Source organism: Methyloversatilis sp. (assembly GCF_051861465.1).
In the GTDB taxonomy this organism is placed as follows: Bacteria; Pseudomonadota; Gammaproteobacteria; order Burkholderiales; family Rhodocyclaceae; genus Methyloversatilis.
Window position 1 is genome coordinate 164,769 of record NZ_JBHYCQ010000003.1, and the last position, 24,491, is coordinate 189,259.

A 24,491-nucleotide genomic window follows, 5' to 3' on the forward strand; every position below is an offset into this window, starting at 1 on the left:
TGGACGCATCGTCAGGGCGTTCGTTCCGCACACATGGCCGGTACGGAACGACGTTAACATGCAGATCAGTTTATCGCCGACGCGTGATCGTGCCCCACTCCGTGAAGATCGTTCCGCTGCTCGCCGCCGTGCCTGCCTACGCCGCCGCGGTGCTGGTCGATCCGCTGCTCGGCCTGTCGGACGGCCAGCCGCCGGTCATCCAGCTGACGCTGGGCGTCGCGTTCGCCATCGTGCTGCTGTTCGGCCTGCGTCACCTGCCCGCGATCATGCTGACCGACCTCGCGCTGGCGCTGTATGCCGGCCAGACGCCGCTGTCCGCGCTCGGCTCGGCCAGCGTCATCGGCCTGCTGACTGCCGCGGGTACCCAGGTGCTGCGCCACTGTCCGGTGCAGCCCTTTCCGCGCATGCGGGCCGATCACTACATGTGGTTCCTCGCGGTCGCGCTGCCGATGTCGGTGATCCATGGCGCGCGCGTGGCCTGGCATCCCGGCGCACCGTTCTATGTGTCGGACTGGACGCTGCATGCGGCCGCCAGCTTCGCCGGCGCTGTGCTGACGGTGCAGCTGGTGGCCGGCTGGCAGGAGCGGCTGGACTGGCGGCGTGTGGCGGGCGACCTGCCGCAGGTGCTGCCGTGGTTCGCGCTGACCCTGCTGACCGCGGCAGCGATCTTCCTGCGCGCGCTGGATGGCCCGGAACCGTTCATGTTCCTGTTGCCGGCCGTGCTCGTGCTGTCGGCCATCCGCCTCAAGGTGCGCTGGATGAGCCTGCTGCTGGTGCTCATGCAAGGGCTCGCCTTCTGGGGCACCAGCCAGGGCGCCGGACCGTTCGGCAACGACACGCCGCTGCGCGCGCTGCTGCTGCTGCAGACCTTCATCATCACGCTGTCGATCGCGTCCTATGCCCTGTCGATCACGCTGAACGAGCGTGCGAGTGCATCGCGCCGGGCACGCACGCGCGAAGCGCAGCTGCTCGACCTGTTTGACGGCTCCATTCAGGGCATCCTCATCCACCGGCGTTTCCAGCCGCTGTTCGCGAACCGGCGGGCCGCCGAGCTGCTCGGCTTCCAGTCGGTGGCTGATCTGATGGCGCAAGGTTCGCTGGCCGACATGATCGTCGCCGACGATCTGCCGGTGGTCGACAGCGACAGCAACCGGCGCCAGCTGTCGTCCGGCCGCATCCTGCCGATGCAGGCCGGCGTGACCCGCGCGGACGGCGAGCGACGCACGCTGGACGCCTACATCCGGCAGGTCATGTGGCGGGGCGAGCCGGCCATCCAGGCCACCTTCATCGACGTGACCGACGACCTGCGCGCGCGGCGCGAACAGCGCGGCCGGCTCGAGCGGCAGGACAGGCAGCTGGCGGCGATCATGCGCCTGAGCACGGACGCCGCGCTGTCGGCGGGTGACGACGATGCGCTGGCCACGCTGACCGAAGCCGCCGCGGCTGCGCTGTCGGTCAGCCGCGCCAGCGTGTGGCGGCTCGACCACGAGACGCGACAACTGGTCTGCCTCGATCTGTTCGACGTCGACCAGCTGGCGGTCACGCGCGGCCACACGCAGGGTCAGGTGCTGGATGCCGCCGCATTCCCCGACTATTTCTCGGCGCTGCGCAGCGGTCGCACGATCAGTGCCGGCGACGCCCGCACGCACCCGGCCACCGCGCTGCTCGCCGGCAGCTATCTCGACCGGGAAGGCCTCGCCGCCATGCTCGATGCCCCGGCCTTTCTCGACGGACGGCTGGCGGGGGTGGTCTGTCTTGAACAGCGCGGCCGGATACGCGAGTGGGCGCATGACGAAGCCCGGTTCGCCGCCGAACTGGCCTCGCAGCTGGGGCGCTTTCTGGTGGCACGCGAGCGGCGTCTCGCGCAGGAGGAACAGGCGCGCCTGTCGGCGATCCTCGATGCAACCCCTGACTACGTATCCACCGTCGACACCGACCTCAATGTGTCCTATCTCAACGTGGCGGCGCGCCGCATGCTCGGGCTGCCGCTGGACGGATTGCCGGAACGGCTCCAGGTCCGGGACTTCTATCCGGCCGACAGCTACCGCCACTACATCGATGTGCAGCTGCCGACCGTGCTGCGCGACGGCATCTGGATCGGCGAAACAACCCTGCGCGCAGGCAACGGCACGCTGGTGCCGATGTCGGCGGTGCGGCTTGCGCATCTCGATGGCAGCGGAAAGGTGCAATACATTTCCAGCGTGCTGCGCGACATCGGCGACATCAAGCGCAACGAGATCGCGCTGCGCGTGGCCAACGAAACGCTGGAACAGCGCGTCACCGAACGTACCGCCGAACTGGCGCAGGCGAACGAGCAGCTGAAGGATCTCGACCGGCTCAAGTCCATGTTCATCGCGTCGATGTCACACGAACTGCGCACACCGCTCAATTCCATCATCGGCTTCACGGGTGTCGTGCTGGCCGGCATGGCGGGCGAACTTACGGCGCGTCAGCAGGATCAACTGCAGCGGGTCTACGGTTCGGCAAAGCACCTGCTCGCCCTGATCACCGACGTGATCGACATTTCGAAGATCGAAGCAGGTTTCATCGACGTATTCGAGGAGCGCATCGAAGTGTCGGCGCTGGTCGATGAAGCCGTGCAGACCGTGCAGCCGGCCGCACGCGAGAAGAAGCTGGAAATCCGGGTGTCGGTGCCGCCCGGAATCATGGTGCAGGCTGACCGGCGCAGGCTGCTGCAATGCCTGCTGAATTTCATGAGCAACGCGGTAAAGTACACCGTCGAAGGGAATATCACCGTGGAGGCGTGTGTGCGTGGAAACTGGCTCGACATCAGCGTTGAAGACACGGGCATCGGCGTGGATGAAGCCGGGCTGAGCCGCTTGTTCCAGCCCTTCGAACGCATCGATTCCCACCTTAGAGTGAAAACCCCAGGCACCGGCCTTGGCCTCTACCTGACGCGCAAGATCGCCACTGAATTGCTGTCCGGCTCGGTCGAGGTCAGCAGCACGCCGGGGCTCGGCAGTTGCTTCACGCTGCACGTGCCGCGCGAAGGTTCGGGGCGCGCCAGCAACGGGGTCAAGCCATGAAGACAGCGCTGGTGGTCGAGGACAACGAGAACAATCTGGAACTGATCACGTTCATTCTTCATGCAGGCGGCTATGCCACGCGCAGTGCCATCACCGGGCTCGACGGCGTGGCCGAAGCGCTGCGCGAACGCCCCGACTTCATCCTGCTCGACATCCAGCTGCCCGACATCGACGGCCTCGAAGTGGCGCGTCGCATCCGGGCCGGCGAAACCGGCGCACCGATCCCGATGATCGCCATCACCTCGTTTGCCATGGCGGGCGACCGCGAACGCGTGCTGGCGGCCGGTTGCAACGGCTACATCGAAAAACCGGTCGATCCGATGCGCGTGATGGCGCAGATCGAAAACGTCCTGATGCAGGCCATCTGATGCACATACTGATTGCCGAAGACGACGAGAACTCCCGCCTGATGCTCAGCACGGCGCTCGAAGCGCGGGGCCACGAGGTGCAGGCCGCGCCGGACGGGCGGCAGGCCCTCGAACTGGCACTGGCCGGCACGCCCGACCTCATCGTGTCGGACATCCTGATGCCGGAACTCGACGGCTACGGCCTGTGCCGCGCAGTGCGCGCCCACCCGCAGCTGTCGGGCGTCCCGTTCGTGTTCTACACCGCCACCTTCACCGACCGGCGCGACGAGGAACTGGCCTACCAGCTCGGCGCCGACCTTTTCCTGGTCAAGCCGTGCGAAATCGACAAGCTCATCCTCGAGCTGGAATCGGCCGCGAGCCGCAATGCGATCCGGCCGGTCCCGTCCGACGCCGACGCGCTGTACGCCGAGCGCCTGCGCGACAAGCTGGACAAGAAGATCACCGAACTGGAAGAGGAACGTACGCGGCTGCGCGATTTCGCCGAAGCGGCAGCCGACTGGTTCTGGGAAACCGACATGGATGGCGTCATCGTGCATACCTCGGACGGCGCCTGGCCGCTGCGCGGGCTCACGCTGAACGGCCTGTTCGCGATGCGCCGGCCCGGCCTGCCGCGGCCGGACGATCCGGCCCAGCTGGCGCGCGAGGTGCGCAGCTTCCGCGATGTCGTGATCGACTGGCGCCAGCAGGACGGCAGCGTACGCATCATGGCGCTGTCCGCCCGCCCCTGGCGCGATGCCACCGGCCACATCGCGGGTTACCGCGGCAGCGCGCGCGACGTCAGCCGGCAGGTGCGCGCCGAAGAGGAACTGCGCGCGCTCAATCAGGAGCTCGACGAGCGGGTGCGTAGCCGCACCGCCAGCCTGAAGGCCGCTTTCGAAGAACTGGAAAGTTTCAGCTATTCGGTGTCGCACGACCTGCGCGGGCCGCTGCGTGCGATCCACGGCTTCGCCAGCGTGCTCGACACCGAACTGAACAGTCCCGGCGTATCCGGCCTGCCGGACAGTGCTCGCGATGCGCTGCAACGTATCCTGCGCGCTGCGCTGCGCATGGAACACCTGGTCGATGACCTGCTGGAACTCGCGCGTGTCACGCGCCTGCCGCTGCAGCGTCAGCCGGTTGATCTGAGCGCCTTGGCACAGGACATCACCGATGCGCTGCGCAACGCCGAGCCTTCGCGCCAGTGCGACATCCGTATCCAGCCCGGTCTGTTGGTCGCCGGTGACGTCGGCCTGCTGCGCATCGTGCTCGACAATCTGCTGCGCAATGCATGGAAATTCTCCGCCCCGACTGCGCACGCGCAGATCGAAGTCGGCAGTGAAGGCAAGGGCCAGCAGGCCGTGATCTACGTGCGGGACAACGGCGTCGGCTTCGACATGGCACATGCCGACAAGCTGTTCCATCCGTTCAACCGGCTGCACCGCGAAGGCGAGTTCGACGGCACCGGCATCGGTCTGGCGCTCGTCCAGCGCATCATCCGCCGCCACAACGGCCGCGTCTGGGCGCGTTCCGAGGCGGGCGCCGGGGCCACGTTCTGCTTCATGCTGGGCGACACCGAAACCAGCTTGCCGTCTATCGCCGCCTGAGTCACCGGGTTCAGTCGAGCTTCAGGCGCTCGCGCATCCGGTTGTTCTGGCACGTTGCGCGCGCCACCTCGCACGGCTGCATGCAGCGGATGTAATTGAATGCGTCCGGGTTGTTGTGTTGCGCCTGACAGGCCGCACGACAGCTTTCGGTTTCTGCCTTGCAGGCGGCCAGCTCCGCGCGGGTCGGATTCATCGGATTGTCGCCGGGCTGCCCCGACGCGGTTGGCGTACCACCGAATACTCTGTTCGAGCCTGGCACGGGCGCGCTGCGCCGGTCGCCGTCATTGCCGGGTGCGAAACAGCGGAACCGCGCCGCCGCCTTCATGCGTGCGTTCGGGTTCTTCAGGCACGGGTCGCGTGCGATGACGCCTTCCTGTTCCGCCAGCGCGCACAGTGCATCGACGATGTTCGTCCCCTCGACAAGGCGTCCGTCATTCAGCGTGTTGTTCATATTGCGCGGATCGACCGAACGGCAGTCGAAAGGCTCGGCGGCGGCGAGGCCCGGCAGCAGGCAGCACAGTGCCGCGAGGCAGCGCACGGCGTAAAGCGGAAGACGGACAGTCATGGTGCGCAACGTTGAAGGAGAAAGGCTACAGCATGCCATCCGGCGCATTTTTCAGCGGCGCCCGACCCACAGTACGCCCGCCACGACCAGTACGGTGCCGGCAAGCTGCAGGCCCGACACCGGCTCGGCGAGCAGCCACCAGGCAAGGAACACCGTGATGACCGGACCGGTGCTGCCGACCAGCGCGGCGGTCTGCGCCCCCATGCGGCGGATCGCGGCAGACTGCAGGAACACCGGCAGCACGGTGGCGAACAGGGCCATCGCCGCGGCCAGCCACCACACGGGCGCCGGTTGCGCCAGCGCGTCGAACGGCCGCACCGCGGTGAAGTGAATGCCGACCGCCACCGTGGACACCAATGTCGCCAGCGCGGAAAAGCGCGTCGCGCCGAGCTTGCGGATCGGTGCGCCCGCCCCGGTCAGATAGATCGCGAAACTGAGTGCCGAACCGAACACCAGCAGGCAGCCGAGCGCGATGGTCGCCGCTTCGCCGCTGACTTCGATGTCGTGCACCACGGCCAGTGCGATGCCGCCGTAGCACAGCAGGCTGGCGACGATTTCGCGCGGCGTGATGCGCCGGTCCTGCGCCAGCCAGCCGATCAGCAGCGTCAGCGTCGGGTAGGTGAACAGCACCAGACGTTCCAGCCCGGCGGAGATGTAGAGCAGGCCGTAAAAGTCGAGCATGCTGGCGCCGTAGTAGCCGAACAGGCCGAGCACGCTGACCGTCACCCAGTCACCGGTGGTCAGCGGCTGACCGCGCCGTGCTTCGCGCCACGCGACGACGATGAACACCGGCGCCGACAGCAGCATGCGCAGCGCCACCAGCGTCACCGGGTCCACGCCATGTGGATAGGCCAGCTTGGCCAGGATGGCCTTCAGCGAAAATCCGGCCGATGCGATGACGGCCAGCCAGATGCCCAGCCGTGCGTCTGCGGCGGCAGGTGGTGTGGCTATTTGCGTCGCCCGCCGAGGATGGAGCCGAGCACGCCACGCATGATTTCGCGGCCGACCGAACTGGCGATGGTGCGCGCGACCGTCTTGGCCGCCATCTGCGCAATGCCGTCGCGCTGGCCGCCGCGCGGTCCGGTCGAGCCGAACACCAGATCGTTCAGACCGCCGAGCAGACCGCCTTCGCCTGCGGCGGGCGTGCCGGCGGTCGGTGCCGACGCCGTGGATGATGGCGTTGCCGATGTGCCGGCGGCCACCGACGCGGTCAGCTTTTCGTAGGCGGATTCGCGGTCCAGCGTCTGTTCGTAGCGACCGCGCATCGGCGAGTGCTGGATGATGGCTGCACGCTCGGCCTCGGTCAGCGGGCCGAGACGTGACGCCGGCGGCAGCACGAACGCGCGCTCGACCACCGCAGGCCGGCCCTTTTCGTCGAGGAAGGACACCAGCGCCTCGCCGGTACCCAGTTCCATGATGGCCTGTTCGGCGTCGAACTTCGGATTGGCGCGCATGGTCTGAGCGGCCGTCTTGACCGCCTTCTGGTCGCGCGGCGTGAAGGCGCGCAGCGCGTGCTGCACGCGGTTGCCGAGCTGGCCGAGCACGGTGTCCGGCACGTCGAGCGGGTTCTGCGTCACGAAATACACACCGACGCCCTTGGAGCGGATCAGCCGCACCACCTGTTCGATCTTTTCCAGCAGCGCCGGCGGCGCATCGTTGAACAGCAGGTGCGCCTCGTCGAAGAAGAACACGAGCTTGGGCTTGTCCATGTCGCCGACTTCCGGCAGCTGTTCGAACAGTTCGGCCAGCAGCCAGAGCAGGAAGGTGGAGTACAGCTTGGGCGAGTTGTACAGCTGGTCGGCCGCCAGCACATTGATGGTGCCGCGACCGTGTTCGTCGTGCGTCATCAGGTCGGCGATGTCGAGCATGGGCTCGCCGAAGAAACGGTCGGCGCCCTGTTCCTCCAGCGTCAGCAGGCCGCGCTGGATGGCACCGATCGACGCCGTCGACACATTGCCGTACTGCGTCTTGAACTGCGCCGCATTGTCGCCGACATGCTGCACCAGCGCTCGCAGGTCCTTCATGTCGAGCAGCAGCAGGCCGTGATCGTCGGCCACCTTGAACACGATCGTCAGCACGCCGGTCTGGGTGTCGTTGAGGCCGAGCAGGCGCGCCAGCAGCAGCGGGCCCATGTCGCTGACGGTGGCGCGGATCGGGTGGCCGGACTGGCCGAACACGTCCCAGAAGCAGACCGGGCTCGGATAGGGCGTGAAATCGGTGATGCCAAGCAGGTCGAGCCGCTGCTGCAGCTTCGGGCTCACGCTGCCTGCCGCCCCCATGCCGGACAGGTCGCCCTTCACGTCGGCCATGAAAACCGGTGTACCTATATAGGAGAAGCGCTCGGCCAGCGACTGCAGCGTCACTGTCTTGCCGGTGCCGGTGGCGCCGGTGATCAGTCCATGACGATTCGCCATGTTGGGCAGCAGGGCGAGCGAGAGATCGCCCGCGCGGGCGACGTAGAGCGGATCGGCCATGGCTTCAAGTCCTTCGGAAGGGATGTCGCGATGCTACCAGCGGACGCTGCCCGGCTGGCAAGCGCGACGCGGCTCCCGCCCAGCCCGGCCGGGCTCACGGGGCCGTCAAGTCGCCGCCGGGCCGTCCCAAGGCGACGTGCACCCCTCGGGGGGCGGGGTCGGGCATCGCCCGGATCAGGGGGCCGTCAAGTCGCCGCCGGGCCGTCCCAAGGCGACGAGCCCCCCTCGGGGGGCGGGGCCGGGCATCGCCCGGCCCAGGGGGCCGTCAACTCAACTCCCGGCCGCGAAGCGAAACTGCGATTTGCCGGCGCGCTTGGCTTCGTACATCGAGTCGTCGGCCCGGCGCATGAGCTTGTCGGCCGCATCGGCCGGCGTCGCCGTGTAGGCCACACCGACGCTGGCGCCGATGGTCGCCGACTGGCCGTCGCCGCAATCGACCGGCCGCGCCAGCGTGCTGACGATCTTCGACGCGATGAAGCGGGCGGTGTCGGCGCTTTCGAGCGCGCACAGCACGACGACGAATTCGTCGCCGCCGACGCGTGCGACCAGATCGGTGCGCCGAACCACCGCCTCGAGATGGCGCGCGGCGGCGACCAGCACGCGGTCACCGGCGTCATGACCCATGGTGTCGTTGACCTGCTTGAAGCCATCGAGATCGACCACCATCAGCGCCAGGCCGGAGTCGGGCCGCAGCATGGCCAGTGCATCGCCGAGCCGGTGTTCGATGCCGCGCCGGTTCAGCAGACCGGTCAAAGGGTCGCGCTCGGCCATGGCGATGGCGCTGGCTTCGGCCCGCTTTTGTTCGGTCACGTCGTTGACGATGCCCTGCATCAGGTTGCCGGGCATCGGATTGAGCACCAGATGCAGCCAGAGCGACCCCGCCGTACCGTGCGGTATTTCGAAATCGGCTGCGGCCGGGCGCTGGTCGCTCAGCGCGCGCACCATCAGCGCATCCAGTCGCGACGCGTCGTCGCCCAGCAGCGTACCGAGCGCATAGCGGCGCTCGGCGTCACCGTGCGCCGGCAGGCCCAGCATGCGAGAAAACCACGGATTCCAGTCATGCAGCACGCCTTCGCCGTCGAGTGTGAAGATGCCGGTTTGCGCGCTTTCGAACAGCAGCCTGAACTTGCGTTCCGATTCCTCGCGCTGCGCCCGCATGTCGCGTTCAGCCGCCAGCAGATCACCGGTGCGGCCGATCAGGTTGTTGATGTCTTCGGTCAGCCGGCCGATCTCATCGTTCCGGTGGCCGGGCGGCAGCACGATCTGCTCGCCGCTGCCCACCTTGAGCTGGTGCAGGTCGTCGGACAGCTTCTTGACCGGACGCGTCACCACATTGAGCACCACCCAGGCGACCGCCAGCACGACGACGACCAGTTGCACCAGCAGAATGATGGCGATGTAGCCCGAATAGGCGCCGGCGTCGTGCTCGATCCGCTCACCGGCAGGCCACAGCTGCAGATCGCCGACCCGCTCCGTCGGGTCGAAGGGGGACGCGAGCGACAGCGTGAGCACCGGCAGTGTCACTGTCCGGGTATCGACCGAGGCCTCACCGACAGCCGCCAGCTCGTTTTCGCCTTCGCGGATGACCACCCGCGACACGGTACCGTTGCGCAGCAGTCCGCGCGCGACCTCGTTGGCCAGTTGCTCGTCGCGGGCGAAGGCCGCCACGCTGGCGGTGCGCTCGACCGTTTCCATCAGTTCGACCAGACTTTGCTGCATGCGCTGGCGCTCTTCGCGCGCCACCATCACCGTGCTGGCCAGCGCGACCAGGATGCCGACCAGTCCGGCGAAGAACAGGATGAGCAGCGTGGTGCGCCAGACGACGCTGGCACCGAAGCGGTGCGACGGCGTCGGCCCGGAACCGACATCCGGGGCTCGCGTCAGCGGATCAGTCCTCAAGGCGCAGCACCGTCTTGACGCGCGAATCGACCAGGGCGCCGTCGATGTAGCCGATGGCGTTGCGGTCGCGGGCAACGCGCTCGATCACCATTTCGGCGCTTTCGATCTGCAGGGGTGGCTGGGTGCGGCCGGAAAAGCGCAGACGCGCCCAATAGGCGTCGATCTCCGGAATGCCTCGTCGGACCAGCGCCTGATAGAAGGTCTGGCGCAGTGGCACCGTATCGATGACCAGCGCAGGCTTGCCTGGAAGCAGATGCTTGATGCGACCGAGAAACAGATGGCTCACCTCTTCACGGCTGATGCTGTCGATACCGCTGTCGGGATTGACGATCACCGCGATGCCACTGGCCGCGGCCGCGGCGCCGTATAGCGCGAGCCAGAGCGCCAGCAACAGGCGCAGCATCGGAAGTGTAGCTGGCTTCAAAAGACGAAATCCAGCGTGATCGAATAGAGCGTCATCCCGACGTCACGCGCCGGCATGCCGCGGGAATCGATGATCAGTATCGATTCGGCGGCATTGATGCGATCCACCTGGAACTTGAGCGCGTAGTCACGCGCAAAGTCGTACCGAACGCCGACACCGATCGAGCGCTGGTTCATCGTCAGGCGGTCTACCGCCCGGTCATAGGCCGACTGCAGCGCGGCGTAGGGCGCGGGCAGAGAAAGGTCGCGTGGCTCCTTGGGGTCGAAGGAGATGTTCGAGTACGTCAGGTAGGGCTTGAAGGCGCCAACGCGATAGGCCAGGGTGACATTCGCCCCTTGGCCGCGATAGGTCGGAAACTGCGAGAAACGCGACCAACTGAACATGCCCTGCGCCGAGAACGGGCCTTGCTCGTAAAGGAAGCCAAGGCCGGCAAAAGTCAGGTGATGGGAGGTGTCGAACTGCGCCCCGCGGGCGCGCGCGAGCGGAAACGGGGCGGACAGCAACGCGCTGGCGAGCGGCTGCAGAACGGTGTCTTGCGAAGTGTAGGTATCGCCCCAGGCGGCACGCAGCGTCAACCCCTCGCTCACCCAGTCAAGTGTGGCGCCGAGCCGTCGTGCGTCGGGTGGACGGTACTGGCTGCCGTACAACGACAGGTCACCGCGCGAACGCCCGCCATACAGGCGCAGGCTGAGCAGCCCTGCGCCGGCTGGATGTCGGGCCGTTACATCAACACCATCGAACAGGTCCTGCGTCACGACACCCAGCACTTCGGGCGCCGGTCGCACGGTGGTGAAGGCGTAGCCGACATGGCGCGAGTCCCCATCGAGATAGAGGTCGACGCCCAGCCTGCCGATGCGCATGTCCAGCGTGTCCGAAGGCGTGTAGCGGAGAAAGGTCCAGGACAGTTGCGGCGTCCATTTTCCTTCGCTGTCGAGCCGGCTCACACTCTGGATCTGTGCTGACCAGCGGGCGTCGAAGCTTGCGCTGGCCTGCACCCCGATCCGGCTGTCGCCGCGAAAGCCGAGGCGGCCGCCGTCATGGCCGCCGGCCTGTTCCAGGTCGCGCCGATAGGTGAGGCCGTCGCTGCCGTGATAGCCGGCCCCCAGCGTGCCGAATCCCCCGAAGCGCCAGATGGGTTCCTGGGTGCCGGCTTCGGCGCACGCGGCGCTGCTGGCCGTCAGGGTCAGGAGGATGGCCAGCAGACGAAGGGTGGTCGAGTGTCGAGTTTTCATGCGTCGAGGCAAAAGTCCGTAAGGTCCGGGCGTGGAACGCCTTCCCGAAGAGCGTTAACGGGTACCCTGCGCTCCACTTGAGCGTGCGCGAGCAACGCTGTCGACTAAAATCACGCCTCGCACAACACGGACGGAAGTCATTCATGGCAGGTCATTCGAAATGGGCCAATATCCAGCACCGCAAGGGGCGTCAGGACGCCAAGCGGGGCAAGGTATTCACCAAGCTGATCAAGGAAGTCACCGTGGCCGCCCGCATGGGTGGCGGCGACCCCAACTTCAACCCGCGCCTGCGCATGGCGGTCGACAAGGCCAAGGCGGAGAACATGCCGGGCGAAAACATCGAGCGCGCCATCAAGCGCGGTACCGGTGAGCTCGAAGGCGTGAGTTACGAGGAAATCCGCTACGAGGGCTACGGCATCGGCGGTACGGCGGTCATGGTCGATTGTCTGACCGACAACCGCATACGCACCGTGGCGGACGTTCGCCACGCGTTTTCGAAGTACGGCGGCAATCTGGGCACCGACGGCTCGGTTGCGTTCATGTTCAAGCACTGCGGCCAGTTCATCTTCGCGCCCGGCACGCCGGAAGATGCGCTGATGGAAGCCGCGCTGGAAGCCGGCGCCGAAGACGTCGTCAGCAACGACGACGGCTCGATCGAAGTGCTCAGCCCGCCGAACGATTTCGTCGCCGTGAAGGACGCGCTTGAAAAGGCCGGCTTCAAGCCTGAATTCGCCGAAGTGACGATGAAGCCGCTCAGCGAGAACGTCCTGACCGGCGACGATACGGCCCGGATGCAGAAACTTCTGGATGCCCTGGACAGTCTGGACGATGTGCAGGACGTCTACACCACCGCCGTGATGGACGAAGACTGACCAACCAGGGGAAACGACACATGCTGATGACCACCACGCAGACGCTCGAAGGCCGACCGATACGTCAGTACTACGGCGTCGTCACCGGTGAAGCCATCATCGGCGCCAACATCTTCAAGGACATGTTCGCCAGCATCCGCAATGTGGTCGGCGGCCGCGCCGGCGCCTACGAAAGCACCCTGGCCGACGCGCGCGAAGCCGCGATGGCGGAAATGGGCGAGGTCGCCGCAAAGCTCGGCGCCAACGCCATCGTCGGCATCGACATCGACTACGAAGTGCTCGGTGCCGACAACGGCATGCTGATGGTGTGCGTCAGCGGTACCGCGGTCAGCATCTGACCGAGCCGGCACGAGATTGACAAACCCGCCCGTTTCGCCAGAATGCGGGTTCAGTGTGGTGCGCCGATTTGTCTCAGCTTGCGGGCGCATAATAAATACGGCTAAAGCGAGGGCGACCCGGTCCTGGCTTTGGCCTACCGGGTTTTTTCATGGCCAACGATTTCCCCCTTTCTTCCGGCAGCGTCGGCGTCGTTGCACCGCTGTCGGCCCGTTTCGACACGCCGCTGACGCTGAAGAGCGGTGCCGTACTGCCCGGTTTCGAGCTGATGTACGAAACCTACGGCACGCTCAACGGCGCGCACTCGAACGCAGTGCTGGTGTGCCCGGCGCTGTCCGGCCACCACCACGCAGCCGGTGTGCATGCCGACGCACCGAACAACACGGGCTGGTGGGACAATCTGATCGGTCCGGGCAAGCCGCTCGATACGTCGAAATTTTTCGTCGTCAGCATCAACAACCTGGGCGGCTGTCACGGCTCGACCGGTCCGGTGAGTGCCAATCCAGACACCGGCCGGCCTTGGGGGGCCGATTTCCCGGTCGTGACGGTGGAAGACTGGATGGCCGCGCAGGCGCTGCTGGCCGACCGGCTCGGCGTGGACAGCTGGGCCGCCATCATCGGCGGCAGCCTGGGCGGCATGCAGGCCATGGCCTGGGCCATTCACCTGCCGGCGCGGGTGCGCCACGCCATCGTGATCGCGTCGGCGCCCAAGTTGACGGCGCAGAACATCGCGTTCAACGAAGTGGCGCGTCAGGCCATCATCACCGACCCTGATTTCCACGGTGGTCACTTCTACGAGCACGACACGCTGCCGCGCCGCGGCCTGCGGCTGGCGCGCATGCTGGGCCACATCACCTATCAGTCGGACGATCTCATGGCCGAGAAATTCGGCCGCCGGCTGCGCGAAGGCGGCCGCAAGTTCAGCTTCGAGGTCGAATTCGAAGTCGAGTCCTACCTGCGCTATCAGGGCGACAAGTTCGCCGCCAGCTTCGATGCCAACACCTATCTGCTGGCCACGCGCGCGCTCGATTACTTCGATCCGGCGGGCGATGCCGGTGGCGATCTGGCCGCGGCCTTCGCGCCGGCCCGGGCGGATTTCCTGCTGGTGTCGTTTTCGACCGACTGGCGGTTCGCGCCGGCGCGTTCGCGTGAAATCGTCGACGCGCTGATGCGCAACCGGCGCAACGTGAGCTATGCCGAAATCGAATCGAGCGCCGGCCACGATTCCTTCCTGCTCGACGACCCGCATTATCACGCGGTGCTGCGCGCCTACTTCGACAACATCACGGTGTGAGGACGACATGAGCACACTGGACATCCGCATCGACCACGACGTCATCGCCTCCTGGGTCGCCGAAGGCGCGCGCGTGCTCGACCTGGGCTGCGGCGACGGCGAATTGCTGCGCTATCTGAAGGACAAGCGCGGCGCGAGCGGCTACGGTGTCGAGATCGACGTCGATCGCGTGATCGCCGGCATGAAGAATGGCATCAACGTACTGCAGATCGATCTGGAGGAAGGGCTGTACGACTTCGAGGACCAGAGTTTCGATCTGGTCATCATTTCGAATGCGCTGCAGACGCTGCACCGTACCGAAAAGCTGCTGCGTGAAATGCTGCGCGTCGGCCGCGAAGCAGTGGTGAGCTTTCCGAACTTCGCCTACTGGAAGCACCGCGTGGCCATCATGGACGGCCACATGCCGGTGTCCGACCGGCTGCCCTTCCAGTGGTACGACACGCCGAACGTCCGCTTTTTCACCGTCGCTGACTTCGAGGCGCTGTGCGACAAGCTGGGCATTGCGGTGCGTGAGCGGCTGGTGCTCGACGACGCGGGCAAGCCGGTGACCGAAGAACACAACTTCCTCGGCAGCTTCGCGCTGTACCGGCTCGGCTGACCCGAGGCGCGGTCCGGCCGCCGGTCAGCGCGCCTGCGCCAGAAAGCGATCCAGCGCCGCGGCGAAGGCGCGGCCGTCGCTGACCGAGAATGCCGACGGCCCGCCGCTCATGACGCCGCTGTCGCGCAGGTCATTCATCAGTGCGCGCATCTGCAGCCGCTCGTGGATGGTGCCGGGTGAAAACCACTCGCCACGCGGCTCCAGTGCATGCGCACCGCGCGCCAGCACGGCCGCCGCCAGCGGAATGTCGGACGTGATCACCAGGTCACCGGTGACCACCGCCGCTTCGATGTGGCGGTCCGCGGCGTCGAATCCATGCGCCACCTGCACGGCGCGGATCAGCGGCGACGCCGGCACGCGCAGCAGCCGGTTGGCCACCAGCGTCAGCCGCAGGCCGGTGCGCGTGGCGGCGCGGAACAGGATGTCCTTCACCGGCGCCGGGCAGGCGTCGGCGTCGACCCAGATCGATATCCCGCCGCTCACCGGAACCTAATCCAGCGCCTTGCGCAGCAGTTCATCGGTCAGGTCGTTCAGCGACATCTGCCGCTCGGTTGCCAGATCGCGCAACCGCGCCGCCAGGGTCGAATCGAGCTTCACCGCAAAGGGCACCAGGCCGCGTGCCTGATCCAGCTTGCGCTGCTCCTTGCGGTCCGGTGCGGGCGCCTCGCCCAGTGTGGTGCGCTGTCCGGCGGCGTGCTTCATCTGCGCCACCACTTTCAGGCGGTCATTCTTGTACAGATCGGTCTTCTTCAAGTCGGTATCCTGTCGGGTCTTGTTTCACGGCTCCGGCGCACCTTCGACGCGCCGGAACACTCACGGGACAGCATTGTCGGCCATGGCTCTGAAATCCACCATCTACAAGATCAATCTGAACGTGTCGGACATGGACCGCGGCTATTACGCCGAGCATGCGCTGACCGTTGCGCGCCATCCGTCGGAGAACGATGAGCGCCTGATGGTGCGCGTGCTGGCCTTTGCGCTGTACGCGTCCGAAGACCTTCGCTTCGGACGCGGACTGAGCGCCGAGGACGAAGCGGATCTGTACGAAGCCGACCTGACCGGCGCCATCCGGCTGTGGCTCGATGTCGGCCTGCCGGACGAAAAGCTGGTGCGTCGCGCCGCCTCGCGCGCCGGGAAGGTGGTCGTCGTGACCTACGGCCGCACCGCGGTGCAATGGTGGGAACAGTCGAAGTCCACGCTGGCGCGGCTGAACAATCTCACCGTGCTCCGCCTGGCGACGGCCGATACGCTGGCGCTGGCCGGGCTGGCGCAGCGCGCGCTGAACCTGCAGTGCATCGTGAACGAAGGCCAGATCTGGCTGGGCGACGACGGCGCGATGCTGCAGCCGGTCCCGGAACACGTGTTCGGCCCGGATCCGGCAGGGCGCTGACCTTTCTCCCGTGGCGCGCGGGCCTCGGCCGTGTTTGAGGTGATCGGGTCGATGCCGGGTGGTCGGGCCCATGTCGTCGCCCGGGAGCCCGGGCTTCTCAGGCTGCGCCGCCCGGCGTGATTCCGGATTTCTTCCGCGCCGCACCGGATTTTGACCGCGCGCGCTGCAGACGCATCAGGCGACGCTGGATTTCGTCCGAATCCATCCACAGATCGCTGCCCTTCAGGATCTTCCTGATCTCTCCGTCGGACAGGAAAGGTGTGCAGATGCGGGCCATCGCCTTTTCGAACCACTTTCCGACGGCGATCACTTCAGCCTGCTGTTCGTTGCCACGTCCCGCGAAGCTGCCGGAATAGATGTGGAACATGAGCTGGCAGTTGTCATGGATGACCAGTTCGTCGCCACTCAGGAAGATGAGCGCCGCCATCGAGTAGGCACGTGCTTCGAGCACGGTGATCACGTGTGCTTCGGACGCGAGGATGTTGTTGATGATCTGCAGCCCGGTATCGAATTCCCCACCGGGCGAGTTCAGGTGCAGATAGATCAGGTCGGTCTCGCTTGCTGTGCGCAGTGTGTAGAACAGTTCGGTGTAGTGCTGCGGCTCTCCGATGTCGCCGCACAGGTAGTAGGAGATCTGGTGGATCGGCATCTGCCGCTCGTAGCGGATCAGGCCGTTGAAAGGCACGGTTGTCTCTTCGGGACTGTCCGGTTCCGTCCCTTCCGGAGTGGTTCTGTTCGGCATCGCGGGCTCCTGTCCGGTTTCCTGCAGATTATGTGCCCATCGAAGGCTGTTCCGCCGACGCCCCGCAATGCGGGCGGCACGTACGCTCGTGCTGGAATGGGTTCGCCAGCGCACAGAGCATCCGGCGCGATCGGCACACAGTCCGAGCGTCACAATTGGCTGACCTGCGCGGTATGGCTGAAATGCAAGCATCTTCCCGCTGGCGGTCCGGAGCCGTGGTGCTTGCCGGTCTGGGTGTCGTGTCGGTCGCCGGTTGCGGCGGGCGAGGCGACGCGGCCCTGCCGGCCGCGCCGCCGCGGGCGTCTGCAGAAGTCATCGAGGACCCGTTGGTGACCAGCGTCCGGTCCACCCTGCGCAAGGATGCGGAAGTGACGAGGCAGGTCAGGATTGCGCTGCTGCAGGATGCCGGTGTCAGCCGCTTCGACATCGACGTCATCACGCTGACCGGCCGTACCAGCCTGGTCGGCGTCGTCGATCACCGGCATCAGGCTGATCGCGCGATCAAGCTCGCCAGCGCGGTCGACGGCGTGCTGGCGGTGCGCGACGAACTCAGCGTCAAGCCGGATTGATGCGGCCGGGCGATACGCAGATCAGGCACGCCGCCAGCGCGGCCCATCATTCAACGGTCAGGCATTCATCGACCCAATCGGTCGTGAAGCGCGGTGCCGCCGCCTTCGTCGCCGCACGGTGGGCGTTGAGCAGCGCCGCGCGGTCGCGGCTGCTGCGCGGGTTTGCCGCACCGCGACGTCCGCATCACCAGACGCCAGGAGACTTTGGCCTGACGGCCTGTCCGTTGCGCATCCCGGCCACTGGCGGGAAAACGCTGTTCGCCTGGTGGGTGCCGACGGCCACCCGCGCCGCCCTGCCATCGGCTGCGGTGCTGGTGATCCACGGCTGGGGCGTCAATGCCGCCATGATGCTGCCGGCCATGCTGCCGCTGCACGCGGCCGGCATGGCCGTGCTGCTGATCGACGCACGCTGCCACGGCGCCAGCGACGAAGAGGATTTCATGTCAATGCCGCGCTTTGCGGAAGACATTGCCAGCGGCCTCGACTGGCTGCATCAGCGACCCGAGGTCGATGCGACGCGGCTGGCGGTGCTCGGCCATTCGGTCGGTGCCGCCGCCGCGCTGCTGTGCGCCGCGCGGCGGAGCGATGTGGCGGCCGTCGTCAGCCTGTCCGCATTCGCCCACCCGACTGCGCTGATGCGCCGCATGCTGACCGGCCGGCGCGTACCGTGGATGCCGCTCGGCTGGGCGCTCACGCGCTATGTGCAGCACGTCATCGGCGCCCGTCTCGACGACATCGCACCGGTCACGACCTTGCCGGCCCTGACCTGTCCGGTACTGCTGGTGCATGGCGTGGACGACGAGGTCGTGCCCTATGCCGATGCGCTGAGGCTTCAGGCCGCCAGCGGTGGCCGGGCCGAACTGCTGCCGGTGGACGCCGGTCATGACCTCAGCAATGCGGTAGGCTCCTACGCCGGCCGCATCGTGGGCTTCCTCACCCGTACCCTTCATGTCTGATTCATCAAGCAGTCCCTGGCGCCGACCGCGCGTCGTCGCCATCACCCTGCTGCTCCTGCTGATGACCGGCATCGCAATCGGCGAGTGGCGCGGCTGGCCCTTCCTTGCGTCGCCACTGCAGAACCTGCTGTCCGGACAGCTGGAGCGGCGCGTGCGTTTCATCGACGATGCGCCAGGGACTTTCGCCGTGCGTTTCATCGGCGGCGTGCGCCTGCACAGCGCCCGGCTCGACATCGCGAGCACGTCCTGGAGCACCGCTCCGCATCTGCTGGACGGCCGTGACGTCGCTCTGCGGCTGCGTTACATCGATCTGTGGCGTGCCTGGCGCGGGCAGCCGCTGCGCATCGAAAGCCTTCACGCGGGCGCGCTCGACGCCCACCTCGAGCGGCTGGCTGACGGGCGCGCATCGTGGCAGTTCGCCGCCGCCAGCTCACCGGATGAAACCACCGAATGGCCGCGGTTTGGCGAGTTCCGGATCAATGACGGTCTGCTGCGCTACAGCGACCTGCGGCACGACGTCACGCTCGAAGCGCGCGTTTCAGTCGGCGGCGAGCAGGCGGACAGCGTCCTGAAGGTCGATCTGACCGGCGCCTACCGCGACCAGCCGGTACAGGTCACGCTGCGCGCCAGCGGTACCCGACCGGAGAGCGCGTCCGAAGCGCAGACCACGGCAGTCGCCTTGACGGTCAGCGGTTCGATCGGTCGCGCCACACTGAACTTCACCGGCAGTGCCCGCGGCGTACAGGATTTCGCCGGGCTGGCCGGCCGATTCAGGCTTGCCGGGCCGTCGCTGGCGGCAATCGGCGACCCGATCGGCGTCACGCTGCCGGGTACGCCGCCGTTTCGTGCCACCGGCACACTGACCAAGTCCGGCGGCGAGTGGCGGGTGGGCATCGATGACGCCACGGTGGGGTCAAGCCGGCTGAAAGGCGACTTCCTTTATCGCGCGGGCGCCGACCGGCCGTTGCTGAGCGGCCGGCTGGGCGGTGCGCGCCTGCTGCTGGCCGATCTGGGTCCGGCGCTCGGCGGTGCCAGGCCCGCCCTTCGCGAAGGCAAGGTGCTGCCAGGTGGCGCCTTCGATCTGGCCGCGCTGCGCGCCATGGACGCCGACATCGCCATCGACATTGCCGAAGTCGATCTGGGCACACCCCTGCTGGGCGCCCTGCAGCCGCTGCGCGCGCAGCTCAAGCTGGCGGCCGGCGTGCTGTCGATCAGCGAACTCGAGGCACGCACCGCCGAGGGCTGGCTCAAGGGCGACATCGGACTCGATGGCCGGGGCGACCTCGCGCTGTGGTCGGCGGATCTGCGCTGGGGCGATGTCCGGCTCGAAAAGTGGCTGCGCCAGGCGCGCACCGACGCACCGCCGTATGTTGCCGGCCGTCTCGGCGGGCGCGCCACGGTGACCGGTCAGGGGCGGTCGACGGCGGACATCCTCGCCAGCCTGAAAGGCCGGGTGCGGGCGCAATTGCGCGACGGCCGCATGTCGCATCTGGTGGTGGAAGCGGCCGGGCTGGATCTGGCCGAAGCGCTTGGCCTGCTGATCAGCGGCGACAGCACGCTGCCGCTGGACTGCGCGGTGGCCGACATTCAGGCCGAGGCAGGCGTGCTGCGCCCTCAGGTCATGGTGCTCGACACGGAGGATTCGACCGTGTCGGTCAGCGGCTCCATATCGCTTGCGGCCGAGACGCTGGACCTGACCGCTATTGCCTTGCCGAAGGATTTCAGTCCGCTGACCCTGCGCTCGCCGCTGCGGGTGCAGGGCAGTCTGGCCAATCCTCAAGTGTCGCTGGAGAAGGCACCGATCGGCATGAAGGTGGCGGGCGCCGCGCTGCTGGCGCTGCTCAATCCGCTGGCGGCCCTGCTGCCGCTGGTCGATGCCGGCAACAGTGACGAAGCGGACCGCCTCGCCGCCGGCTGTGCGGCGCTGGTCCGGCGAGGGGCCGCGAAGCGCGCGCCGCAAAAGTGAAAAACATCCCTAGGCCATCCATACGGATGGTGTTAGGATGGTTTGCATGAATACAGCCCGTACGCTCTCCGCCGTCAAGATGAAGCCAGCCGACTCCGAGAAGATCACCATCAATCTCGGTTTTGTCGATCTTGGCCAGATCGATCTGCTGGTCGCCGAGGGGTTCTACGGCAACCGCAGCGACTTCATCCGTACGGCCATCCGCAATCACCTCGCCAGCCACGCCGACGCGGTGAAGCATGTCGTGACGCGCCGCATGTTCGTGCTGGGCCTGCAGCATTTCAGTGCAGCCGACCTGCAGGCCGTGTGCGACGGCGGCGAAACGCTTCAGATACGCGTGCTGGGCCTGGTCACGCTGGCCGACGACGTCACACCCGAACTGGCACGCGCTGCCATCGCCTCGATCGATGTGCTGGGTGCGCTGCACGCGAGCCCCGCGGTGAAAGCCGCACTGGCCGATCGCGCGCCCTGAGCCCCGACGACACCCGCTTCCATGAATGAGGTTCCCATGAACACCCAGTTCCAGCTTTTCATGCGCGATGCCACCCGGCTGACGCAGGCCGGTCGGCTGAACGAAGCCACCGAAGTCATCCAGCGCGCGCTCCAGGGGGTGGCGGCGGAGGCCGGCATGCCTTCCCATACCTTCGAGGGCGAAGCTTTCGAGGTGAAGCAGATGCCGTCCAGCCTGCTCGATACCGATCGGCCGGCGGAGCGCCCGACTGCGCCGGCGGCACAGGTCGGTCGTTTCACCGACGAGCGTTTCATGCACGGCGGGGTGGCGCGCCAGTACAAGCTGTACCAGCCGGCTGGACGCACCGGCGAAGCGCTGCCTCTGGTGGTGATGCTGCACGGCTGCACGCAGAACCCCGATGATTTTGCCGCAGGTACCGGAATGAACGCACTGGCCGACGAGCTGGGCTTTGTCGTGCTCTACCCGGCACAGTCGCAGGCGGCCAATCCGCAGGGCTGCTGGAACTGGTTCGAACACGCCCATCAGAAGCGCGGCGGCGGTGAGCCCGCGGCCCTGGCCGCGCTGACGCTGTCGGTGATACAGGCACATGGCATCGACGCCCGGCGCGTGTTCGTTGCCGGGTTGTCGGCAGGGGGGGCGATGGCCGACATCGTTGCCAACGCCTATCCGGACATCTTCGCGGCAGCGGGCGTGCATTCCGGCTTGCCATGCGGCGCGGCGGGCAGCGTTGCCGAGGCGTTCGCGGTGATGTCGGGCGGTACGCCGGACACCGCACCGCTTGCGGGCGCGATGAAAAAGCGGCGCGGCGCGGCTCAGCCGGCAGTGCGCGGGGTCCCGACCATCGTGTTTCACGGCGATCGGGACCACACGGTGCACCCGCGCAATGGCGAACAGGTGATTGCCGCCGCGCTCGGCCGCGTTGCAGGTCAGCCGGAGAAGCGCCGCACGCACACGCAGCAGGGCGTGTCGGAAAAGGGGCGGCACTACACGCGCATCGTGCATGACGATCACGACGGTGCGGCGCTCGCCGAGCACTGGGTGGTGCACGGCGCAGGCCACGCGTGGTCAGGCGGACAGGCCGCCGGCTCCTATACGGATGCCGGCGGCCCGGATGCCACGCGCGAAATGCTGCGCTTCTTTCTTGCGCAGGTACACACGCCGGACGCCTGAATGCTTCAGGCGTCCGGGCGGGTCAGCGGAAGCCGAAGAAAGACAGGACGGCGAGAACGATGACGACGGCGCCGACGATATAGACAATGCTGTTCATGTAGGAAGTCCGGGTACAGGTGAAGTCGGATTGACAGGGCGTGCAGGCATATCGCCGGCACGCCGATACCGACCGTAGCGCGTTGTCAGCGGACTGTCCGTCTGCCAGCGCACAAATCTCCTGTGCGTCGTGGTTGCGTGTCAGTGGCCGGGCGCGAACGCGTTTGTTGCAGAGCCGGTTTCGGGCAGCACGTAGATCACGGCGGGCCGCTTCGATTGCGGACCGGGCCGGATGTGGCGTTCGTAGAAGGCCACCGGCACATTGATGCAGCCATACGAAATCCGGTTGTCGTCCGGTGTTGCCGTCGCGAGGCGCTCCAGCCGCCGTTCGGCGGGCTTGCCCGTGCGGACGCGGTGCAGCGACACCGCGTTGTCGTAATCAACCCAGGTCACGTCCTCGCCCTTCAGATTCGTACCTTGTTCCGAAACGAAGCGACCGGCGGGCGTGGTGCGTTCCTCCGGTCTGATCTGGCCCATCGGCCGGTTGCCGATGCCCGGGACCGAGTGGTCGCCGACGGCTGCGCCCAACAACACCGCAGTCGTGCCGAGCAGGCGGCCGTCCGCGTCGAAGGCGAACAGGCGTGCCTGCTTCTTGTCGATGACATGGAACGGCGCGCCGGCGTTGTCCTGCGATTCCTTGATCCGGAGGATGATGTGGCGCACTTCGGGCGATGCCGCCGCGAGCGCCGGATCGGCGCCCGGTCCGGCTGCGCCCGCCAGTCCGGGCAGTCCCGCAAGCATGGCCAGTGTGACGAAGCGGGCGGCACGTCCCCGGACGCGGCACTGAAATCGTCGCCATGCCGGCCCTGGGGCGGCGTGCGCGCACCGCGTATCAGGCGCTTTCAGTTGCGGTCGGCACGCGCGGCACGCGTGCGGGTTGTGCTGTCGCCTGCTCCGGTCGCACCTTCATCCGACAGCCTGCGCGCTTCAGCCGCCGAGTCGGTCGAAGCGGCGTTCGATGAATTCATGCGCAGCCGTTCGTCGGCGCTGGTGTTGTTCATCCGCTCCTGTGCAGCGGAACGCGGTTGCGCCGTGCTGCCCCGGACCGCGTCCGGAGAGGTCGTGAGCGTCTTCTGCGTGCTGTCGACCGCAGGGTGTGCAGGCGGCGCGGGTGTTTGCGTCGTCGCCGGATCAGCGATCAGCGGGCTGCTGACCGCGCCGCTGGAGCCCGACGCCCTTGCCGGGTCGGTCGGGGTGGACTGGGCAAGTGCGTAGCCCGATAGTGCAAGCGCGGTGAAGCCTGCAACAAGCATGTTCGATGTTTTCATGGGATGTGCCTCAAGTGGGGTGGGCCGGCTGGCCGAGCTGGCGCAGCCGGATGACCGAACATAGGCGTCCCGTCGGTCCTGTTCCGTGCGACAGCGAACCAATCACGCCGGCCTGATCCGGGGCGCGAACCCGCCCGCGGCGCGTCAGGGCGGATAGCTGTAGCCGCTGCGGAAGAACTCGCGGATCAGGAAATCCTCCAGCTGGGCATTGTTTTCGGGTGCCGCCGACAGTACGACGGTACGGCCGAGCACGCGCGATTCCCAGTTGAAGTTGCCCTGGTAGTAGCGGCGGATCAGTTCGATCATGCGCTTGACCAGCGCACGCTCGATGTCGCCGCCGACACCGGCATCGACCTCGATGTATTCACGGCGTGCGTTGACCGCGTCCGTGGTCCAGCCGCGGAACACGAAGGACGCCGTGCGCACGCCCTTGCGGGTGATCTGGAATACGCCGCTGGTGCCCGACTGCAGGTTGCGCTTGATGTTCGCCATGGCGATCTCGTCCGCGCTGGGCACCCGCTCGCGTGCAATGCCGGCAGCGGTTTCTCGCCCTTCCGAAGCTTCGGCCGCCTGCCGTCGTTCGCGCTGCCGATTGACGTATGACGCCATGTCGGTCGGTTCGTCGTCGAGTTTCGGCCGGGTCGGCGCCGGCGGCGGCGGGGCCGGGGCCGGGTCGGGCACCGGCGCACGCAGCACTTCAGGTTGCGGTTTGACCGGCGCGGGCTTGCGGTCGCGCTTGGGTCGCTCGACCTGACGGGTCGGCGGCGGCGGAACGGGCGCCGGTTGCACCGCGGGCGGTTGCGGTTCGGCGCGCGGACGCGGGGCTTCCGGCTGGACCAGGCGGGCGCTGATGGTTTCGCTCGGCGTACCGGTCAGCGGCAGCTCGGGCATGCTGTCCTTGTGCAGGATCCAGCCGAGCAGCGCCAGATGCAGGCACACCGCCACCGCCAGCGCGAACAGCACGCTGCGGCGCACGCGCAGGGTCAGGTAGACGACGCCCGGCGGGGTCGTCTCCCAGGCCATGTCGAACGCGTCGAAGCCGAGCGTGGAAGGATGTCGTCGGCGGTGTAAAGCCATCTTCAGGTCTGGCCGCGCGCCGGCAGCATGCGGAGGGGGAAGGTGCACAAGTCGGTGCGGTCAGCGCCGGCACCGGAAGTCGAAGCGCGGACG

25 protein-coding genes are annotated in these 24,491 nt (G+C 67.1%); 13 read left to right on the forward strand and 12 right to left on the reverse strand.

Annotated elements, in window-relative coordinates:
* Positions 1-101 precede the first annotated feature (101 nt).
* From ACTIFF_RS05435 to ACTIFF_RS05445, 3 genes are read left to right on the forward strand one after another with little or no spacing between them, the layout of a single operon-like run.
* Entirely contained in the window at positions 102-3,047 is a 2,946-nt protein-coding gene (locus ACTIFF_RS05435) for an ATP-binding protein (protein ID WP_439535916.1), read from the forward strand.
* Positions 3,044-3,415 carry a response regulator gene (locus ACTIFF_RS05440; protein ID WP_439535917.1) on the forward strand — a complete coding sequence of 124 codons (372 nt, stop codon included), beginning with the start codon at positions 3,044-3,046 and terminating at the stop codon, positions 3,413-3,415. Before ACTIFF_RS05435 ends, ACTIFF_RS05440 begins: the two co-directional genes overlap by 4 nt.
* A complete protein-coding gene (locus ACTIFF_RS05445) occupies positions 3,415-4,998 on the forward strand; it encodes a sensor histidine kinase (protein WP_439535918.1) in 1,584 nt (527 codons plus the stop codon). Before ACTIFF_RS05440 ends, ACTIFF_RS05445 begins: the two co-directional genes overlap by 1 nt.
* Positions 4,999-5,008: 10 nt before the next feature.
* On the opposite strand, the gene ACTIFF_RS05450 is transcribed toward ACTIFF_RS05445, so the two are convergent.
* The 6 genes from ACTIFF_RS05450 to ACTIFF_RS05475 form a co-directional block, all read right to left on the reverse strand.
* Positions 5,009-5,563: a hypothetical protein gene (locus ACTIFF_RS05450; protein WP_439535919.1), complete on the reverse strand. Its 555-nt coding sequence runs from the start codon at positions 5,561-5,563 to the stop codon at positions 5,009-5,011.
* A gap of 51 nt (positions 5,564-5,614) precedes the next feature.
* Entirely contained in the window at positions 5,615-6,514 is a 900-nt protein-coding gene (locus ACTIFF_RS05455) for a DMT family transporter (RefSeq protein WP_439536090.1), read from the reverse strand.
* On the reverse strand, positions 6,511-8,037 hold the full coding sequence (locus ACTIFF_RS05460) for a helicase HerA-like C-terminal domain-containing protein (protein WP_439535920.1): 1,527 nt from the start codon (positions 8,035-8,037) through the stop codon (positions 6,511-6,513). Before ACTIFF_RS05460 ends, ACTIFF_RS05455 begins: the two co-directional genes overlap by 4 nt.
* 270 nt (positions 8,038-8,307) lie before the next feature.
* Positions 8,308-9,936: a diguanylate cyclase domain-containing protein gene (locus ACTIFF_RS05465; protein ID WP_439535921.1), complete on the reverse strand. Its 1,629-nt coding sequence runs from the start codon at positions 9,934-9,936 to the stop codon at positions 8,308-8,310.
* Positions 9,926-10,339, reverse strand: coding sequence for a hypothetical protein (locus ACTIFF_RS05470; protein ID WP_439535922.1), 414 nt, complete (start codon positions 10,337-10,339; stop codon positions 9,926-9,928). Before ACTIFF_RS05470 ends, ACTIFF_RS05465 begins: the two co-directional genes overlap by 11 nt.
* A 17-nt stretch (positions 10,340-10,356) precedes the next feature.
* On the reverse strand, positions 10,357-11,592 hold the full coding sequence (locus ACTIFF_RS05475; RefSeq protein ID WP_439535923.1) for a signal protein: 1,236 nt from the start codon (positions 11,590-11,592) through the stop codon (positions 10,357-10,359).
* Between the two features lie 143 nt (positions 11,593-11,735).
* Here ACTIFF_RS05475 and ACTIFF_RS05480 point away from each other — a divergent pair, with 143 nt between their 5' ends.
* The 4 genes from ACTIFF_RS05480 (at position 11,736) to metW (ending at position 14,692) form a co-directional block, all read left to right on the forward strand.
* Positions 11,736-12,464 (forward strand): YebC/PmpR family DNA-binding transcriptional regulator, encoded by a 729-nt coding sequence (locus ACTIFF_RS05480; protein ID WP_439535924.1) that lies wholly within the window; start codon positions 11,736-11,738, stop codon positions 12,462-12,464.
* Positions 12,465-12,484: 20 nt separating this feature from the next.
* On the forward strand, positions 12,485-12,802 hold the full coding sequence (locus tag ACTIFF_RS05485) for a heavy metal-binding domain-containing protein (RefSeq protein WP_069038790.1): 318 nt from the start codon (positions 12,485-12,487) through the stop codon (positions 12,800-12,802).
* A 149-nt stretch (positions 12,803-12,951) separates the two neighbouring features.
* Positions 12,952-14,094 carry a homoserine O-succinyltransferase MetX gene (metX, locus tag ACTIFF_RS05490; protein ID WP_439535925.1) on the forward strand — a complete coding sequence of 381 codons (1,143 nt, stop codon included), beginning with the start codon at positions 12,952-12,954 and terminating at the stop codon, positions 14,092-14,094.
* Positions 14,095-14,101: 7 nt separating this feature from the next.
* Positions 14,102-14,692 (forward strand): methionine biosynthesis protein MetW, encoded by a 591-nt coding sequence (metW, locus tag ACTIFF_RS05495; protein WP_439535926.1) that lies wholly within the window; start codon positions 14,102-14,104, stop codon positions 14,690-14,692.
* 24 nt (positions 14,693-14,716) lie between these two features.
* On the opposite strand, the gene ACTIFF_RS05500 is transcribed toward metW, so the two are convergent.
* Entirely contained in the window at positions 14,717-15,175 is a 459-nt protein-coding gene (locus ACTIFF_RS05500; protein WP_439535927.1) for a YaiI/YqxD family protein, read from the reverse strand.
* A 6-nt stretch (positions 15,176-15,181) separates the two neighbouring features.
* Positions 15,182-15,445, reverse strand: a complete 264-nt coding sequence (locus ACTIFF_RS05505) for a hypothetical protein (RefSeq protein WP_439535928.1) — start codon at positions 15,443-15,445, stop codon at positions 15,182-15,184.
* Positions 15,446-15,527: 82 nt separating this feature from the next.
* Here ACTIFF_RS05505 and ACTIFF_RS05510 point away from each other — a divergent pair, with 82 nt between their 5' ends.
* Complete coding sequence (locus ACTIFF_RS05510) at positions 15,528-16,082, forward strand: YaeQ family protein (RefSeq protein WP_306478573.1); 555 nt, start codon at positions 15,528-15,530, stop codon at positions 16,080-16,082.
* Between the two features lie 97 nt (positions 16,083-16,179).
* Here ACTIFF_RS05510 and ACTIFF_RS05515 read toward each other — a convergent pair whose 3' ends face one another.
* Positions 16,180-16,824, reverse strand: coding sequence for a Clp protease ClpP (locus ACTIFF_RS05515; RefSeq protein WP_439535929.1), 645 nt, complete (start codon positions 16,822-16,824; stop codon positions 16,180-16,182).
* A gap of 182 nt (positions 16,825-17,006) precedes the next feature.
* Between ACTIFF_RS05515 and ACTIFF_RS05520 the strand changes: the two genes are divergently transcribed.
* The 5 genes from ACTIFF_RS05520 (at position 17,007) to ACTIFF_RS05540 (ending at position 21,957) form a co-directional block, all read left to right on the forward strand.
* Positions 17,007-17,393, forward strand: coding sequence for a BON domain-containing protein (locus ACTIFF_RS05520; protein ID WP_439535930.1), 387 nt, complete (start codon positions 17,007-17,009; stop codon positions 17,391-17,393).
* 83 nt (positions 17,394-17,476) lie between these two features.
* Positions 17,477-18,349: an alpha/beta hydrolase gene (locus tag ACTIFF_RS05525; RefSeq protein ID WP_439535931.1), complete on the forward strand. Its 873-nt coding sequence runs from the start codon at positions 17,477-17,479 to the stop codon at positions 18,347-18,349.
* Positions 18,342-20,315 (forward strand): AsmA family protein, encoded by a 1,974-nt coding sequence (locus ACTIFF_RS05530; RefSeq protein WP_439535932.1) that lies wholly within the window; start codon positions 18,342-18,344, stop codon positions 20,313-20,315. Before ACTIFF_RS05525 ends, ACTIFF_RS05530 begins: the two co-directional genes overlap by 8 nt.
* Before the next feature lie 46 nt (positions 20,316-20,361).
* Positions 20,362-20,787, forward strand: coding sequence for a hypothetical protein (locus ACTIFF_RS05535; protein ID WP_439535933.1), 426 nt, complete (start codon positions 20,362-20,364; stop codon positions 20,785-20,787).
* 36 nt (positions 20,788-20,823) lie between these two features.
* A complete protein-coding gene (locus ACTIFF_RS05540; RefSeq protein ID WP_439535934.1) occupies positions 20,824-21,957 on the forward strand; it encodes an extracellular catalytic domain type 1 short-chain-length polyhydroxyalkanoate depolymerase in 1,134 nt (377 codons plus the stop codon).
* A gap of 237 nt (positions 21,958-22,194) precedes the next feature.
* Here ACTIFF_RS05540 and ACTIFF_RS05545 read toward each other — a convergent pair whose 3' ends face one another.
* The 3 genes from ACTIFF_RS05545 to ACTIFF_RS05555 all read right to left on the reverse strand — a co-directional run bounded on the left by ACTIFF_RS05545 (position 22,195) and on the right by ACTIFF_RS05555 (position 24,398).
* Positions 22,195-22,794 (reverse strand): hypothetical protein, encoded by a 600-nt coding sequence (locus ACTIFF_RS05545; protein WP_439535935.1) that lies wholly within the window; start codon positions 22,792-22,794, stop codon positions 22,195-22,197.
* A gap of 101 nt (positions 22,795-22,895) precedes the next feature.
* On the reverse strand, positions 22,896-23,321 hold the full coding sequence (locus tag ACTIFF_RS05550; protein WP_439535936.1) for a hypothetical protein: 426 nt from the start codon (positions 23,319-23,321) through the stop codon (positions 22,896-22,898).
* 144 nt (positions 23,322-23,465) lie between these two features.
* Positions 23,466-24,398 carry a cell envelope integrity protein TolA gene (locus ACTIFF_RS05555; protein ID WP_439535937.1) on the reverse strand — a complete coding sequence of 311 codons (933 nt, stop codon included), beginning with the start codon at positions 24,396-24,398 and terminating at the stop codon, positions 23,466-23,468.
* Positions 24,399-24,491: the final 93 nt, after the last annotated feature.

Coding starts and splice junctions, on each gene's coding strand:
- ACTIFF_RS05440 (WP_439535917.1), top strand. CDS start 3,044: ATGAAGACAGCGCTGGTGGTCGAGGACAACGAGAACAATCTGGAACTG.
- ACTIFF_RS05445 (WP_439535918.1), top strand. CDS start 3,415: ATGCACATACTGATTGCCGAAGACGACGAGAACTCCCGCCTGATGCTC.
- ACTIFF_RS05450 (WP_439535919.1), bottom strand. CDS start 5,563: ATGACTGTCCGTCTTCCGCTTTACGCCGTGCGCTGCCTCGCGGCACTG.
- ACTIFF_RS05460 (WP_439535920.1), bottom strand. CDS start 8,037: ATGGCCGATCCGCTCTACGTCGCCCGCGCGGGCGATCTCTCGCTCGCC.
- ACTIFF_RS05470 (WP_439535922.1), bottom strand. CDS start 10,339: ATGCTGCGCCTGTTGCTGGCGCTCTGGCTCGCGCTATACGGCGCCGCG.
- ACTIFF_RS05475 (WP_439535923.1), bottom strand. CDS start 11,592: ATGAAAACTCGACACTCGACCACCCTTCGTCTGCTGGCCATCCTCCTG.
- ACTIFF_RS05480 (WP_439535924.1), top strand. CDS start 11,736: ATGGCAGGTCATTCGAAATGGGCCAATATCCAGCACCGCAAGGGGCGT.
- ACTIFF_RS05485 (WP_069038790.1), top strand. CDS start 12,485: ATGCTGATGACCACCACGCAGACGCTCGAAGGCCGACCGATACGTCAG.
- metX (WP_439535925.1), top strand. CDS start 12,952: ATGGCCAACGATTTCCCCCTTTCTTCCGGCAGCGTCGGCGTCGTTGCA.
- metW (WP_439535926.1), top strand. CDS start 14,102: ATGAGCACACTGGACATCCGCATCGACCACGACGTCATCGCCTCCTGG.
- ACTIFF_RS05510 (WP_306478573.1), top strand. CDS start 15,528: ATGGCTCTGAAATCCACCATCTACAAGATCAATCTGAACGTGTCGGAC.
- ACTIFF_RS05515 (WP_439535929.1), bottom strand. CDS start 16,824: ATGCCGAACAGAACCACTCCGGAAGGGACGGAACCGGACAGTCCCGAA.
- ACTIFF_RS05520 (WP_439535930.1), top strand. CDS start 17,007: ATGCAAGCATCTTCCCGCTGGCGGTCCGGAGCCGTGGTGCTTGCCGGT.
- ACTIFF_RS05530 (WP_439535932.1), top strand. CDS start 18,342: ATGTCTGATTCATCAAGCAGTCCCTGGCGCCGACCGCGCGTCGTCGCC.
- ACTIFF_RS05535 (WP_439535933.1), top strand. CDS start 20,362: ATGAATACAGCCCGTACGCTCTCCGCCGTCAAGATGAAGCCAGCCGAC.
- ACTIFF_RS05540 (WP_439535934.1), top strand. CDS start 20,824: ATGAACACCCAGTTCCAGCTTTTCATGCGCGATGCCACCCGGCTGACG.
- ACTIFF_RS05545 (WP_439535935.1), bottom strand. CDS start 22,794: ATGCTTGCGGGACTGCCCGGACTGGCGGGCGCAGCCGGACCGGGCGCC.
- ACTIFF_RS05550 (WP_439535936.1), bottom strand. CDS start 23,321: ATGAAAACATCGAACATGCTTGTTGCAGGCTTCACCGCGCTTGCACTA.
- ACTIFF_RS05555 (WP_439535937.1), bottom strand. CDS start 24,398: ATGGCTTTACACCGCCGACGACATCCTTCCACGCTCGGCTTCGACGCG.